Annotated in this window: 15 protein-coding genes; 6 read left to right on the forward strand and 9 right to left on the reverse strand. The window is 63.4% G+C overall.

What is annotated here, in order from left to right:
- Window positions 1-84: 84 nt before the first annotated feature.
- Both R1W01_RS04205 and R1W01_RS04210 read right to left on the reverse strand, forming a co-directional pair.
- Complete coding sequence (locus R1W01_RS04205; RefSeq protein ID WP_243612456.1) at window positions 85-513, reverse strand: DUF2852 domain-containing protein; 429 nt, start codon at window positions 511-513, stop codon at window positions 85-87.
- Between the two features lie 156 nt (window positions 514-669).
- Window positions 670-1,137 (reverse strand): YbaK/EbsC family protein, encoded by a 468-nt coding sequence (locus tag R1W01_RS04210; protein ID WP_297756151.1) that lies wholly within the window; start codon window positions 1,135-1,137, stop codon window positions 670-672.
- Between the two features lie 119 nt (window positions 1,138-1,256).
- Between R1W01_RS04210 and R1W01_RS04215 the strand changes: the two genes are divergently transcribed.
- The 5 genes from R1W01_RS04215 (at window position 1,257) to R1W01_RS04235 (ending at window position 6,979) form a co-directional block, all read left to right on the forward strand.
- Window positions 1,257-4,052, forward strand: coding sequence for a glutamine-synthetase adenylyltransferase (locus tag R1W01_RS04215; RefSeq protein ID WP_297756149.1), 2,796 nt, complete (start codon window positions 1,257-1,259; stop codon window positions 4,050-4,052).
- A gap of 1 nt (window position 4,053) precedes the next feature.
- Complete coding sequence (locus tag R1W01_RS04220) at window positions 4,054-4,323, forward strand: hypothetical protein (protein WP_243612459.1); 270 nt, start codon at window positions 4,054-4,056, stop codon at window positions 4,321-4,323.
- Between the two features lie 210 nt (window positions 4,324-4,533).
- On the forward strand, window positions 4,534-5,193 hold the full coding sequence (locus R1W01_RS04225) for a DUF6778 family protein (RefSeq protein WP_243612460.1): 660 nt from the start codon (window positions 4,534-4,536) through the stop codon (window positions 5,191-5,193).
- A gap of 47 nt (window positions 5,194-5,240) precedes the next feature.
- Complete coding sequence (locus tag R1W01_RS04230; RefSeq protein ID WP_297756145.1) at window positions 5,241-6,437, forward strand: RSP_2647 family RNA methyltransferase; 1,197 nt, start codon at window positions 5,241-5,243, stop codon at window positions 6,435-6,437.
- A complete protein-coding gene (locus R1W01_RS04235; RefSeq protein ID WP_297756143.1) occupies window positions 6,434-6,979 on the forward strand; it encodes an RSP_2648 family PIN domain-containing protein in 546 nt (181 codons plus the stop codon). Before R1W01_RS04230 ends, R1W01_RS04235 begins: the two co-directional genes overlap by 4 nt.
- A 22-nt stretch (window positions 6,980-7,001) precedes the next feature.
- Here R1W01_RS04235 and R1W01_RS04240 read toward each other — a convergent pair whose 3' ends face one another.
- Genes R1W01_RS04240 through R1W01_RS04250 form a run of 3 tightly spaced genes read right to left on the reverse strand, consistent with a single transcriptional unit; the run spans window position 7,002 to window position 9,521 of the window.
- Entirely contained in the window at window positions 7,002-7,694 is a 693-nt protein-coding gene (locus R1W01_RS04240) for a M48 family metalloprotease (protein WP_297756142.1), read from the reverse strand.
- 37 nt (window positions 7,695-7,731) lie between these two features.
- The gene (locus R1W01_RS04245; protein WP_297756140.1) at window positions 7,732-8,316 is read right to left on the reverse strand and encodes a DedA family protein; all 585 of its coding nucleotides are present in this window, start codon (window positions 8,314-8,316) and stop codon (window positions 7,732-7,734) included.
- A 56-nt stretch (window positions 8,317-8,372) separates the two neighbouring features.
- Entirely contained in the window at window positions 8,373-9,521 is a 1,149-nt protein-coding gene (locus R1W01_RS04250; RefSeq protein ID WP_297756138.1) for a M24 family metallopeptidase, read from the reverse strand.
- Window positions 9,522-9,688: 167 nt separating this feature from the next.
- On the opposite strand from R1W01_RS04250, the gene R1W01_RS04255 reads away from it, so the two are divergent.
- Entirely contained in the window at window positions 9,689-10,339 is a 651-nt protein-coding gene (locus tag R1W01_RS04255; protein WP_297756136.1) for an SGNH/GDSL hydrolase family protein, read from the forward strand.
- A gap of 579 nt (window positions 10,340-10,918) precedes the next feature.
- Here R1W01_RS04255 and R1W01_RS04260 read toward each other — a convergent pair.
- From R1W01_RS04260 to R1W01_RS04275, 4 genes are read right to left on the reverse strand one after another with little or no spacing between them, the layout of a single operon-like run.
- Complete coding sequence (locus R1W01_RS04260; RefSeq protein ID WP_297756132.1) at window positions 10,919-12,103, reverse strand: vWA domain-containing protein; 1,185 nt, start codon at window positions 12,101-12,103, stop codon at window positions 10,919-10,921.
- A gap of 4 nt (window positions 12,104-12,107) precedes the next feature.
- Complete coding sequence (locus R1W01_RS04265; RefSeq protein WP_243614557.1) at window positions 12,108-12,275, reverse strand: hypothetical protein; 168 nt, start codon at window positions 12,273-12,275, stop codon at window positions 12,108-12,110.
- A 5-nt stretch (window positions 12,276-12,280) separates the two neighbouring features.
- Entirely contained in the window at window positions 12,281-13,645 is a 1,365-nt protein-coding gene (locus R1W01_RS04270) for a DUF2927 domain-containing protein (RefSeq protein WP_243614558.1), read from the reverse strand.
- Between the two features lie 6 nt (window positions 13,646-13,651).
- Window positions 13,652-14,110 carry a GNAT family N-acetyltransferase gene (locus R1W01_RS04275; protein WP_243614559.1) on the reverse strand — a complete coding sequence of 153 codons (459 nt, stop codon included), beginning with the start codon at window positions 14,108-14,110 and terminating at the stop codon, window positions 13,652-13,654.
- Window positions 14,111-14,134: the final 24 nt, after the last annotated feature.

Here is a 14,134-nt window from a genome sequence, read left to right on the forward strand (position 1 = left end):
GGTATCACGTCGGTATTGCATCGGTGCGAGTGTCGCATTTGCGCCCCGCCGAGGGAAGGGCGGGGCGCAAGGGAGGGACGCAGATCAGGCGTCGGTCTTGGTTTCAGCTGCGGCCTTGGCGGCGCGTTCTTCCATGAACTGGTCGAACTCGGCCTTGTCCTTGGCTTCGCGCAGACGCTCGAGGAAAGATTCGAAGTTCTGCTGCTCTTCTTCGAGGCGGCGCAGGGTGTCCTCGCGGTAGGCGTCGAAGGCGGTGTTGCCGGTCGGGGCCATGTGACCCATGTGCGAACGGTGGGTGGAACGGCGGCAGGACTTTGCAAACATGTTTTTGCTCCAGCGATTGGTGTAGGTGATGTAGAACACGAGGGCGAGGCCGATGGGCCAGAAGAAGATGAAGCCAAGAACCATGGCGGCAATCCATGCGCCTTTGCCCTTGTCATCAAGCCAAGCTTCGGCCCGCGCGAACCATCCCATCGGGCGAGAGGAATAAGAGGCGGTGGCGGTCGGTGTCATTGTCGGTATCTCCGTGAACTAGGTGGTGAACTGGAATGTAAATCGTCTTCACATTACTATAGATCGGAGTGCTGTGGTCGCATTGCAAGGGAAAATGTGAAAGGTTTTTACATTTTTCACACAGGCAATTGTTTTATATGAATAAAATCTTATGTCTCAGGCGGTAAAATCGCCGCTTTGCGCATTGGCCAGAGCCGGGAGGGCCGCTGGATCAATGGCGAATACATGGTTTGGCGTGCCTGCGGCGGCCCACACCACGTCAAATTCGAGGAGGCGAGGATCAAGAAAAGCGCGCACCGGATTGAGATGTCCGATGGGGGAGACCCCGCCAATGGCAAAGCCGGTCTGGGCGCGCACAAGTGCGGCGTCGGCCTTGCCGAGCGGTTCTCCGGCCAGCGCGCTGGCCTTTGCGGCGTCGACCTGATTGCCGCCTGCGGTCAGGAAGAGGATCGCCTCACCACTCTCTTCGCCCCGGAAGATGATCGACTTGGCGATCTGGTCGAGCGCGCAGCCCACGGCATCGGCGGCCATCTGGGCGGTGCGGGCGCCATCGGTCTCGTGGATGTCGATCGGCAGGTCTGCGGCGTCGAGCGCGGCGCGGACACGTTTGAGGCTCTTGCTCATGGGGCTGTTTCCTTCGGCGGCAGTGTTGCGGCATTTGGCCGGTGGAAAAAGCAGATGTAAAGCGGGTTTGCTTGCGCAATGTCATTGACCATGCGGGAGCGGATTCGCATTGTCGCGCCATGGACTTTCTCTCGCGCATCACCCGCTTGCCGCGCGCCTTCGATCCAGATCGGGGCGACGATACTTTGACCCTCGTGCCGGAGATGGAGGGCGACCTTGCCAAGCTTCTTCACGGGACGGCAGGGTGTAGCCCCTATCTCAAATCCCTGATCGAGAAAGAGCGCGACTGGCTGCCGGAGGCGTTCGAGGCGCCGGAAGCGGCTGTGACTCGGCTCTATGATGATTTGAGAGAGGTCGCTGCGGACCAGCTCGGCAGTGCATTGCGGCAGGGCAAGCGACGCATCGCGCTCTTGACCGCGTTGGCCGATCTCGCAGGGGTCTGGGAGTTGGAGCGGGTCACGGGGACGCTTACGGAGTTCGCTGACCTTGCGAGCGACCTCGCGCTCAAGGCGGCGATTGCCAACGAGATCCGGCGCAAGAAACTTCCGGGGCAGACCGAGGATGACGTGGCCACGGCGGGCGGCATGGTCACGCTCGCCATGGGGAAAATGGGGGCCTATGAGCTCAACTATTCCTCGGATATCGACCTGATCTGCCTGTTTGATGAAACGCGGTTCGATCCCGGTGATTTTCACGATGCGCGGGCGTCGTTCGTGCGGGCGACGCGCAAGATGTCGGCGATGCTCAATGATCTCACGGGCGAGGGCTATGTGTTTCGTACCGATTTGCGGCTGCGGCCCGATCCCTCGGTGACGCCGGTTTGCCTCGCGATGGAGGCGGCAGAGCGCTACTACGAGAGCCTTGGCCGCACATGGGAGCGCGCGGCCTATATCAAGGCGCGGCCCTCGGCGGGTGATCTCGCGGCAGGGGCGCGGTTCCTCAAGGCGCTGACGCCGTTCGTCTGGCGCAAGCATCTCGATTTCGCGGCGATCCAGGACGCGCATGACATGCGCCTGCGTATCCGCGAGCATAAGGGGCTTGGCGGCGAGATCACGCTTGAGGGGCATAATATGAAGCTCGGGCGCGGGGGCATTCGCGAGATCGAGTTCTTCACCCAGACGCGACAGTTGATTTCGGGCGGGCGCGATCCGGAACTGCGCGACAACCGCACGGTGCCGGCGCTTGGGCTTCTGGCGGAGAAGGGCTGGGTGCCGGAGGACGTCGCCCAGACGCTCGCGCGTCACTACCGGGCGCATCGCGAGGTCGAACACCGGGTGCAGATGATCAACGACGCCCAGACGCATGACCTGCCGAAGTCACCCGAGGGGATGGAGCGGATCGCTTGTCTCATGGGGCGCGATGTCGGGGAGTTGCGGCAGGACCTCAAGGCGCGATTGACAGAGGTGCATGAGCTGACCGAGGGGTTCTTTGCGCCGGATGCGGGGCGGGGCGAGGTCAATCACGGGCTCGATGAAGAGATCATCAATCGCTGGAAAGCCTACCCGGCGCTGCGGTCGGAGCGCGCGGTGGTGATCTTCAACCGGTTGAAGCCTGACCTGCTTGAGCGGCTTTCCGAGACCGCGCATCCGGAACAGGCGCTTCTGGCGCTGGACGGGTTTCTGCGTGGCTTGCCTGCGGGGGTGCAGCTCTTCTCGCTCTTCGAGGCCAATCCGCAGTTGATCGACCTGCTTGTCGATATTGTCGGCACGGCGCCGGCGCTGGCGCGGCACCTGTCGCGCAATTCGGGCGTGTTCGATGCGGTGATCGGCGGGGATTTCTTTGCCGCCTGGCCGGGAGAAGCGGCGCTGCGCGACGATCTTTGCGACGTGATGGGGCGCGAGGGCGCGGATTACGAGCGCAAGCTTGACGCGGCGCGTCGATGGGCCAAGGAATGGCGGTTCCGCATTGGGGTGCATCACCTGCGCGGCGTGATCTGTGCCCGCGAGGCCGGGGCGCAATATGCCGATGTGGCGGGCGTGGTCCTCGCAGCGCTCTGGCCCGTGGTGGCGGAGAAATTCGCCGAGAAACACGGCAAGATGCCGGGGCGGGGTGCGATGGTGCTTGGCATGGGCTCGCTCGGGGCGCGGCGGCTCAATGCGGTGTCCGACCTCGATTTGATCGTGATCTACGATGCGGATGGGGTTGAAGCGTCGGAGGGGCGGCGCCCGCTTGCGGCGCGGGTTTATTATGCGCGGCTCACGCAGGCGATGGTGACCGCGCTTTCGGCGCCGATGGCGCAGGGACGGCTCTATGAGGTCGATATGCGTCTGCGCCCCTCGGGGACACAGGGGCCAGTGGCGACCTCGCTCACCTCGTTCAAGAGCTATCAGGAGAACGAGGCCTGGACATGGGAGCATCTTGCGCTGACGCGCGCGCGGCCCGTGGCGGGGGAGGCGGCGTTGATGAAGGAGATCACGGCGTTCCGCGAGGGGCTTCTCAAGCGGGCGAAAGACGCAGCGGCGGTGCGCAAGGACGTGCAGGACATGCGCGCACGGATCGCCGCGGCGAAGGCCCCGAGCGGGGCATGGGATGCCAAGATCGGGCGCGGGAGGTTGCAAGAGATCGAGCTTGTGTCGCAAACGGGCGCGCTGCTTGAGGGGAGCGCGGCGCAGAATGTCCTTGATGGGCTGCAATCGGCGGCGCGGGTGGGGCTTCTGTCGGACGCTGAGGCCGCGCGCCTCGAGGAGGCCTATGGTGTGTTCTGGACGGTGCAGGTCGCCTCGAAGCTTCTGAGTGAGAAACCGATCTCTCCAGAAGATATCGGGCGTGGCGGGGCAGCGTTCCTGTTGCGTGAGACCGGGGAGGACACGCTCGAGACCTTGGCAGAGGCGATGCGTGCACGCGCCGAAGAGGCGGGGGCGATCATCGACACGGCGCTTGGCGTCGACACGGGCGCGGGCGAAGGAGAAGCATAAGATGGATCTGACAGAGATCGACAAGAAGGGGTTGGTCCGCGAGGCCTATAAGATCGAAGGCATCACCGAAGGGGAATGTCGGTCGATCTTTCTTGACTGGGCCTTGTCTCTCGACAGCAGCTATAAGCCGCGCGACGCGATCCGGACGCTTCTTGACCATTACGAGACCGGCAATGAAGACCACCCGATGACCGCCATCCTGCATGATGGACTTGTGCGCTCGGATGCGCCGAAGCGGCGCGGAGGGTGGCGTAGCCGTCCGCGTCACTAAAACGCTTGGGCCGGTGCCAGACTCACAGCTTAGGGTTGAAGCGCGTGAGAGGGAGGCTGGCCATTTTGCCGAGATGCGACAATTTGGGCGAAGAAACCCGGCCAATACCTTCTAATGGCACACAATTTGTCCCAATCGTGCCGCATTTCAGAAGCAAATTCGGATGGAATTCGAAGAGGAGCAACGACTCTGCTCCCAAGGAGAACGACGATGAAGACGCTTCGTATGACCGCCCTGATGATGGCTCTTGGACTTGGCCTTTCGGCCTGTGCCTCGGTAGATACCGCGACGCGAAACGCGCCGCTGGATCCGACCGCGACAGAACTGGCCGCACCGGCCCCGTCCTTTGCGCTTGCAGGGTTTGATGTGAATGTGCCGCTGACGCTCAAAGTGTCGGAGGCCAACAGCTACTATCCCGGTGGTGACATCGTGTGGCGCGGCGACCCCTATGGCAACCGCTATGAGCAGGTGGGCGCGCTTTTCGAGGACGCGATCAAGCTTGGCGCGCAGCCGCTGGACGGTGCGATGCCGGTCGTTGTCGAGATCGAGGTGCACCGCTTCCACGCGCTCACCGAGAAGACCCGCTATTCGGTCGGGGGTATCCACTCGATCGAGTTCACCATGACCATCCGTGACCCGCAGACCGGCGCCGTGGTGCGCGGCCCGCGTGAGATCAAGGCAGACCTCGTGGGCTATGGTGGCTCCAAGGCGCTTCAGGCCGAGGCCCGTGGGCTTACCCAGAAATACCGCATCACTCAGCACCTTGCCAAAGTGGTGCGCGACGAGATGAGCCTTGCCAGCGGTTGGGTTGCGCCCGAGCGCGGCGTGACAGCGCGGGTTGTGCCGCTGAGCCCGGTGAGACCGCTCTGAGCCAATCGGCGCTTTTCAGACGCGCAGGAAAGGATTAGGAGGACGGCATGACGCCGTCCTCTTTTCCTATTGTCCGCCTGAAACCCAAGGCCAATGCCCGTGCGATCCGCCACGGGTTTCCTTGGATCTATGACAACGAACTCGTGCTTGACCGCCGCGCCAAGAAAATTGCGCCGGGCAGCATTGCCTGTCTCGAAGACAACGAGCGCAGCCCGCTTGGCCTGATCGCGTTCAACGCAGAGTCGCGGATCGCCGGGCGGATGCTCGAGCGGGATGTGACGCGCGAGATTGACCGGGCGTGGCTTGTCGAGAAATTCGCCCGCGCGCTTGCGCTGCGAGAACGGCTCTATGAGACGCCGTTCTACCGCCTGATCCATGCCGAGGCCGATGGTCTTCCCGGGGTCGTCGTGGATCGTTTTGGCGATGTTGCCGTGATCCAGCCGAACGCGGCCTGGTCCGAGGTCTTGCTTGATGAAATGGTTGCGGCGCTGGTCGAGGTAACGGGCGTCACGACGGTGCTCAAGAACGGGTCTGGGCGGGCGCGTAGCCTTGAAGGGCTTGATGAGGACAGCCGGGTGATGGTTGGCAGTGCGCCGGAGGCTCCGGTGCCTGTAGTGATGAACGGCGCGACCTATATGGCCGACCTGATGGGCGGGCAGAAGACCGGGCTTTTTTACGATCAACGGCCCAATCATGGCTTTGCCGCCGGGCTTTGCGCGGGGGCGCGCGTGCTCGACGTGTTTTCCCATGTGGGGGGCTTCGCGCTCGCCGCGCTGGCAGGCGGGGCGGCCTCGGCGCTTTCGGTTGATGGCTCGGCACCGGCGCTTGAACTGGCCGAGGCGGGGGCCAAGGCCTCGGGTTTTGGCGATCGGTTCGAGACCCGCAAGGGCGATGCTTTTGATGTGTTGAGCGCCTTGGCAGAGGAAGGTGCGGAATTCGACGTGGTGATCTGTGACCCGCCCGCCTTTGCACCGTCGAAACCCGCATTGGAAAAGGGGCTGCGCGCCTATGAGCGCGTGGCGCGGCTTGCGGCGCCGTTGGTGGCAGAGGGGGGCTATCTTGGCCTGTGTTCCTGTTCCCATGCGGCGGATGTGGCGAAGTTTCGCGGGGCCTGCGTGCGCGGTATCGGGCGCGCCGGGCGGCAGGGCCAGTTGATCCACACCGGGTATGCCGGGCCGGATCATCCGCTGATGCCGCAACTCGCCGAGAGCGGCTATCTCAAGTCGTTGTTCTTCCGGCTGTGAGGCGGCTTCTTCTCGATACCTGCGTGATCTACCCGACAGTGATGCGGGAAATCCTGCTTGGGGTGGCGAAAACCGGCGCGTATGAGCCGCTTTGGTCCGAGCGCATCCTCGAGGAATGGGCGCGCGCGGCGCGTAAGATCGGGCCGACGGGCGAGGCGCAGGCACGCGGTGAGATCGCCCTTGTGCGCGCGGCATGGCCCAAGGCCGAGGTGACGTGGAAGCCGTCGCTCGAGGATCGGCTCTACCTGCCGGATGCGGCGGACACGCATGTCCTTGCCGCAGCGATTTCCGGGTCGGCGGATGCGATTGTCACGATGAATGCCAAGGACTTTCCGCGCCATATCCTTGCCGAAGAGGGGCTTGAACGGGTCGATCCCGATACGCTCTTGCGTGGGGTGTGGGAGCGGGCGCCGGAGGCGGTCGCAGAGGTTGCAGAAACCGTGCGGCAGGAGGCCGAGCGGCTCTCGGGGGAACGTTGGGACATGCGACGCCTGCTCAAGAAGGCGCGTTTGCCGAGGTTGGCGAAAGCTTTGACGGCGTAGGGACAAGGCTTTTCGGAATGGCTTATTCCGGGGCGAGGCCCCATTTCGCTTCGAGCGCTTCGATGGCCTTGATGCGTTCCTCGGTCTTGGGGTGGCTCATGAGCCAGGCTGGCGTTGCGCCGCCGCGCGATTGGGTTAGGTCTTCGAGCTTGTGAAACAGGGACTTCTGCGCCGCGATGCCGATGCCGGATTTGGCAAGGAGGGCCGCGGCATAGGCGTCGGCCTCGTATTCATCAGCGCGCGAGAGACGGGCGGCGAGAAGCGACATCGCCATGTTGACGAGCCAGGGGCCGATGCCAGGCAGGAAGCGCCCGATGACCATTGTGAGCGCGGTGCGGATGGCGTTCTGGCCGGAGAAGTCGATCATCCGGCGGCGGGAATGGCCCAAGGCGACGTGACCCAGTTCGTGCGCGATCACCGAGGCGAGTTCCTCTGCCGAGACCTCGCCCGCGCGGTAGCGGTTGTAAAAGCCGCGCGTGAGGAAGATGCGCCCATCCGGGGCGGCAAGGCCGTTCACCGGCTCGATTTCATAGATATGGACGCGGATGCGGGGCAGGTCGAGCGCCTTGGCCATGTCCCGGATCAGGGGCACGAGAGTCGGATCTGCAAGCTCGGTCGAACGTGCGTCAAGCTCGCGCGAGGTACGCCAGACCGAGAAGCGGTAGAGCAGCAACCCGTAAAGCAGGGCGAGGAGGATCGGGGTCAGGCGTAGCATGTGTCTGATATGGCCTGCGCGGGACGGTTCGGCAAGGTCAGCGGCGGCGTTTGCTCTGTTGGCGATGCAGCAGTAGCGCGGCGAGGGCGATCAGGGCGAGGAACAAGAGCGCGGTGCTGGTCTGACGGACGACTGTGGCGACGCGGGGCAGGCTTTGGGCAAAGCCATAACCGAGGCCGCAATAGAGCCCGATCCAAAGCGCCTTGCCGGTCATCGCCCAAAGGGTAAAGCGGAACCAAGACAACTCTGCGGTGCCTGAGAGCAGGTTGATATAGGGGCCGAGGGGGGCGAGGAGCCAGCGGCTCAGGAAGACACCAAGGCCGCCGTGATCCGACAACAGATGTTCCGCGCGCGCGAGCAGGCGGCCAGTGTGCGGATGGCGGGTCATGGTTCGGTGCAGGGCAGGGGCGATATGGTGGCCGAAATGATAGCCGCATTGATCCCCAAGCGCCGCGCCTAGAAACGCAGCGCAGAGGGCGGGGATCGGGGCGAGATGCCCAGAGGCCGCAAGCGCCCCGGCGCTCAATAGGGCGAGGAAGGCCGGGATCGGTAGGGCGAGGCTTGCGGCAAAGGTCACGAGGGCCAGAAGCGGCAGGCCATAGGATGCCAGAAGGTCTGTCACATGTCGGTCCTCGCACACATGAGGCGGTCATGCCCGAGGTGCGTGACAGGGGTGTGTCAGAGTTCGAACAGGGCCGGTGCGTGGCGCGACAAGCGTTCTGCGCCCTGCGCCGTATTGAGCACAGAATGGCCGAGGCACATGGCATGGCCGCTTTCATCATCCATCAGGATCATATGCAGGAAGAAGACCTGATTTTCCTGCATGATCAGGGGGTTGCCTTCGTAGAACATCGGAAAGTCGACCCAGATCGGCGCATAGACCGCGCCCATGCCATAGCCACAGGCGCTCAGCCGTGCATGTGAGAGACCGTGGGCGTCGAAGGTTTGGGCGTGGGCCTCATAGACGTCGCCCATGGGGGCGCCGGGGCGGATGGCGGCTTCGCAGGCGGTGAGGGCCTCAGAAGCGGCGGCGTGCATGCGGCGGTGGGCGGGGGAGGCGTCGCCGGTGATGAGGGTCTGCATCATGGCGGCGTGGTAGCGGGCGTAGGCGCCGGACCATTCGATGGTCATCTGGTCCTGTGGATCGAGGTGACGGCGACCAGAGGCAGAGCGGCACAGAAGCGCGCCTGCGCCGGAGCCGAGGATGAACTCGTTGCCCGCGTAATCGCCGCCGCCCCGGAACACCGCGCCCTGCATCGCGGCGAGGATATCGCCTTCGAAGGCGCCGGCGCGGGTGGTCTCGAGCGCGGCATCGAGCGCGTCATCGGAGAGGGCTGCGGCACGGCGGTGCATCTCGACCTCTGCCGGGGATTTGAGGCGGCGTAAGGCGGGCATCAGATCGGAGCAATCCGTCAGGCCCGGAAGGGCCGCATGGAGCCGTAACCCCCAGTAATCATTGAGTCCTGCGGTTCTCGACTCGTAGCCAAGGCGAGCCGCATCCAGCCCAAGAGAGGCAATCAAACGGGCGAGATCGGCAATCGGATCAGTGCCTTCATAGTCGGTCCAGATATGAATTTGATCCTCGGAAAGCGTGCTTGTCTGAAGCGCCTGAAGGCGGTCGGGGCGGCGGGTCAGGAGATGGGTCTCGCCCGAGGCCGTCAGCACCATGCATTGGAACATGGCAAAGCCGAACGTGTCATATCCGGTCAGCCAATAGTGGCTTTCAGGCGCGAAGAGGAGGAGGCCGTCGCGGCCGGTTTCCGAGAGGGCCGCACGGGCGCGGGAGAGGCGGTCGGCGTATTCCTCAGTGGTGAAATGGCGGGGCATGGGCAGTCTCCTGAAAGCGTCGGATCACTGGAAACCGGGGGGCGGAATTTGGCAAGAAAAAGCGTCAAACCCCACGTCGGTATCACGTCGGTATTGCGTCTGCATTGCGGTGGTGCGGATTTCGAAGGCGGCTTGATCGCGCAATCGTGCGCGCTAGGTCTTTCTTCATGATCCGATGGACAGTCTTAGCCTTATGTTTGCTCGCGGCCTGCGGGCGCACCGCATCGCAGGACGCGCGCGTCGTCGTTGCGGGGGATTCCGTCATGGCATGGAACAGCATGACCGGCGGCTCTGTGGCGGATGTGTTGCAGGAGCGCTTGGGCGAACCCGTGGGCGATGTGTCGCTTTCCTTCGCGCAAGTCGCGGGCGGGGTCGGCGGCTTGAACATCCCGACCCAGCTTGACGGGGTGCAGGCCGAGTGGGTTGTCCTCAATGGCGGCGCGAATGACCTGAGCCGGAATTGCGACTGTTCCGATTGTGGGCCGGTGCTCGATCGGTTGATCTCGGACGACGGGACGCAGGGTGCGATCCCGGCCTTGGTGGCCGATTTGCGCGGGCGCGGGGCGCAGGTGGTCTGGGCGGATTACTATACGTCGCCGCGATATGCGGGCACCGCCTGCGAGGCCCCGTATCAGGCGCTTGAAGAGCGGCTCTCACGGATGGCCGGGGCCGATGACGGCGTGACATTGGTGGACATGGATGATGTGTTCTCTCCCGATGATCTATCGCTCTTTGCCTTCGACCGCACGCATCCCTCGCAAAAAGGCTCGGCCCGGATCGCAAGTCTTGTGGCGTCGGTCTTGGAACGTGATCGGTGATCTTGGGGTGAGAGGGGAGGTGCCGGGGGAACTTTGGCATCAAAGGGCGCTCTGACTTTCATGGAGGCGCAGCGAAGGGTCGGTTTGAGGCCAAACCTACATGCCAGCCTTAGAACGGTTACGTTAGTTTCGATCCTTCGTTATGATAACCAGCAAGGAATATTTCCCCGTCAGAATGGAAGTTGAGAATGGCTACTTGGACGTTCGTGGTCGAATTTGAGGGTGGCACATACTGCAGCCAGTTTAGAGCAGAGACCTTGCAAGATGCTATTTCACAATACAATACTTGCGACCCATCGGAACAGGGAGCCGTTCCGCTAGATGCAGATGCAACGGAACTAACGGGCTTGAAGAATATTTTCTGCACTGGTGGATTGGCAGAGGACGGCGCGCCGGTCATGGTTGCGAATATCGTGAAGACCGAGATCTCGGAATAGAAAGCCTCGTCAAAGAGGTCTCCTTCGTCCCGCACAACGAACCTTTACCTGCCGGACAGTGCTGCACTTTGCGACCATGTCTCGCGACGGTCTCTGATATGCGTCTTGCTTTGCATCGTTGCTGACCGAAAGGGGCGTGGGGTTAGCGCACGAGGTCTTTCATGCCCTGTTCCAGCCCCTGCAATGTCATCGGCACCATGCGGTCCTCGAAGATTTCGCGGATCATGGAAATGGAATGGGTGTGGTCCCAGTATTTCTCAGGCACCGGATTGATCCAGAGGTTCGAGGTCCAGGTTTCGCGGGCGCGCTCGAGCCAGACCTGACCGGCCTCGGCGTTCCAGTGTTCGTTGGCCCCGCCCGGATAGGCGATCTCGTAGGGCGACATGGAGGCGTCGCCGACGAAGATGCATTTATAGTCCGCGCCATAGGTGCGCATGATCTCGTGGGTCGGGGTCTGTTCCTGCCAGCGGCGTTTGTTATCGCGCCAGACGCCTTCGTAGAGGCAGTTGTGGAAGTAGAAATATTCGAGATGCTTGAATTCGGCGCGGGCGGCGGAGAACAGCTCTTCCACGACGCGGATATGCGGGTCCATGGAGCCGCCGACGTCGAGGAACAGGAGCACCTTGACGGCGTTGCGGCGCTCGGGGCGGGTTTTGACGTCGAGATAGCCATGTTCGGCGGTGGCGCGGATGGTGCCGTCGAGGTCGAGCTCTTCCTGTGCGCCGTCACGGGCCCAGCGGCGCAGGCGCTTGAGGGCGACCTTGATGTTGCGGGTGCCAAGCTCGACCGAGTCGTCGAGGTTCTTGAACTCGCGCTTGTCCCAGACCTTGACCGCGCGCTTGTGACGGCTTTCCTTCTGGCCGATGCGGACGCCTTCGGGGTTGTAGCCATAGGCACCGAAGGGCGAGGTCCCGGCGGTGCCGATCCATTTGTTGCCGCCTTGGTGGCGGCCTTCCTGTTCCTTCAGCCGCTCTTTGAGCGTCTCCATCAGCTTGTCAAAGCCGCCCAGCGCGTCGATCTCGGCCATTTCCTCGGGGCTGAGATGCTTTTCGGCCATCTTGCGCAGCCACTCTTCGGGGATGTCGACCGCGTTCAGCATGTCCTGCATGGAGATGCCTTCGAGCCCCGAGAAGGTCGCCGCGAAGGCGCGGTCGAACTTGTCGAGGTTGCGCTCGTCCTTCACCATGGTGGCGCGGGCGAGGTAGTAGAAGGCGTCGATGTCGTAGGTGGTCAGCCCGGATTTCACCCCTTCGAGAAAGCTCAGATACTCCCGAAGGGAGACCGGCACACCGCCGGATCGGAGATTGTCGAAGAAGGGCAGAAACATGGGATCAGAGCGCCAACCTATGCGCGGCTATGGTGAGGAACAGGCCGATGATGGCAAAGATCATCGCATAAATCACGGCATATTGCAGGATGTCGAGGGGTTTGCCCTTGCGACGTTTGGCGATCGTGGCACCGATGATGGCGCCGAGTAGCACCCCAAGCAGAACGAACATGTGGCTCAGTATCTCCCTTTCAGCGGGCTAAGAGCCGCGATTTCGCGCAGTTTCGCGCGCACGGCCCAGTCCGAACCAAACCCGTATCGCGCCCAACCGAGACTGTCCAGACGGACCTGTTCGGCCTCGGCGGTGCGGCCCTCAAGCTCGAGCGCCTCGGCGCGCAGCAGCATCAGCGTGGACAGGAGTGTGGCGTTCTCGAGCTTGGCGGCGACGGGCAGGAGCGGCGTCACACGGCTCAGGGCTTCTTTGCCACGTCCGGCCGAGACGGCATGGGCGGCGAGTTGGGTCGCGACATAGAGCCGATGCGGAGACTCTGGGCCTCCTGCAAGGCGCAGGGCGCGGTCGGCGAGAAGGAAATGCTTATGCGCCTCGTCGGCGTCGTAGGATTGCATGAGGCGGCCATAGGCATAGTGGCTAAAGCCAAGGCGATGGTCGCTCCAGCCGGCGCGCTGGGCGATGCGCAGGGCCGTGGCGGCAGAGCGACGGCGTTCGCCCGGTCCCGCGCCGGGGCCGAGGGCGGTCTGGATGGCGTCGATCCAGGCGCGCGGTGTTTCGGCGAGGGTTTCTGGCGAGACCCGATCCCCCGCGGGGTTGATGCGGGCAAAGATCGCAGGCAGGCGGCGCGCGACGTCGCGGCGGTCCATGCCATTGGCGAGCGCCGGGTCGTAATAGGCCCGCAGGATGAGCATGTCGAACCCGGTCAGGACCGCATGGGCGTTGTCGTCGTTAAAGACGCTGTCGGGCAGGCGGTAGAGATCGTTGAGCGGGCCGAGCGCCTGAGCCAGTTCCTCGTGCAGGCAATCGCGCAAGTCTTGTGGGCTGGAATCGCTCGGCACGAAGATGGCGAGCTTGTCGCGGCGCGTCAGGAGACCCCAATCGGTCGTGGCGCCGCGTCGGGCGCGGTGATACTCGGCCAAGCTCGAGACATTGGGGGCAACGAAACAGGCGGCCTGCGGCAGGCTCTTGCGGATGCGATCGCGCGAGACGGCCTCGATGGTGATGGAGGCCGCGCTATCGCCGGTCTGGCGAATGTCGATTCCGGCCTCGCGGCGCAGACGGGAGAGCAGGCGTTTGAGGTCTGGGGCAAGGCTCACCGGGGCGGCACCGGTCACGCGCACGGTGATCGGTTCCTCAAAGCGGGTCATGGCGGACAGGGTGCGACCGCTTTCCATGGTGAAGGCGAGATCGAGGAAGTCGCGGGCCATGTCGCGATTAGAGCGCGTCGGGCCAACCGGTTGCGGCACCGCGAAAATCTTCATTGGTGGCAAGGTGCTATCAGAGACAGCAGCGCGGGTTGGCGCGTCGTCCCGTGTCGTGGCGACACAGGCCCCGAGCACAAAGAGGAAGGGGAGAAGGGCGCGCTTCATCTGGGTCTATGGTCGCTGATACTTGATGAACGGGGTCAGCACACCGATCCGGTCATAGAGCTTGCGCGCCGTGGCGTTGAAATCCTGCGTGAGCCAGTAGACCGAAGGCGCCCCGGCCGCATCCGCAGCGGCGTAAACCGCTTCGATCAGCGCCCGAGCGACGCCCTTGCCGCGGGCGGCCTCATCGGTGAAGAGGTCTTGCAGATAGCAGACGTCCTCGATTTTCCAGCCATGTCGGTGAAACAGGTAGTGGGTCAGGCCGACGAGCCGTCCGTCGCCGTCTTCTGCGACAAAACAGGAGAAATCGCGCGGATCGTCCCCGAGCAGGCGCGCGAAGGTGCTTTGATACACCTCTTCGGGCACTGTGGTCTCGTAGTAGGCGAGATAGCCCGTCCAAAGACGGCGCCAATCTGCTTCATCCGCAGCAGTGAGGGGACGAATCGTAACCTGAGAGGCGTGCGACATACGCGGCTCCAACAAAAATCTCTG

It is taken from the genome of Shimia sp. FJ5, assembly GCF_032918335.1.
Lineage (GTDB): Bacteria > Pseudomonadota > Alphaproteobacteria > Rhodobacterales > Rhodobacteraceae > Shimia > Shimia aestuarii_A.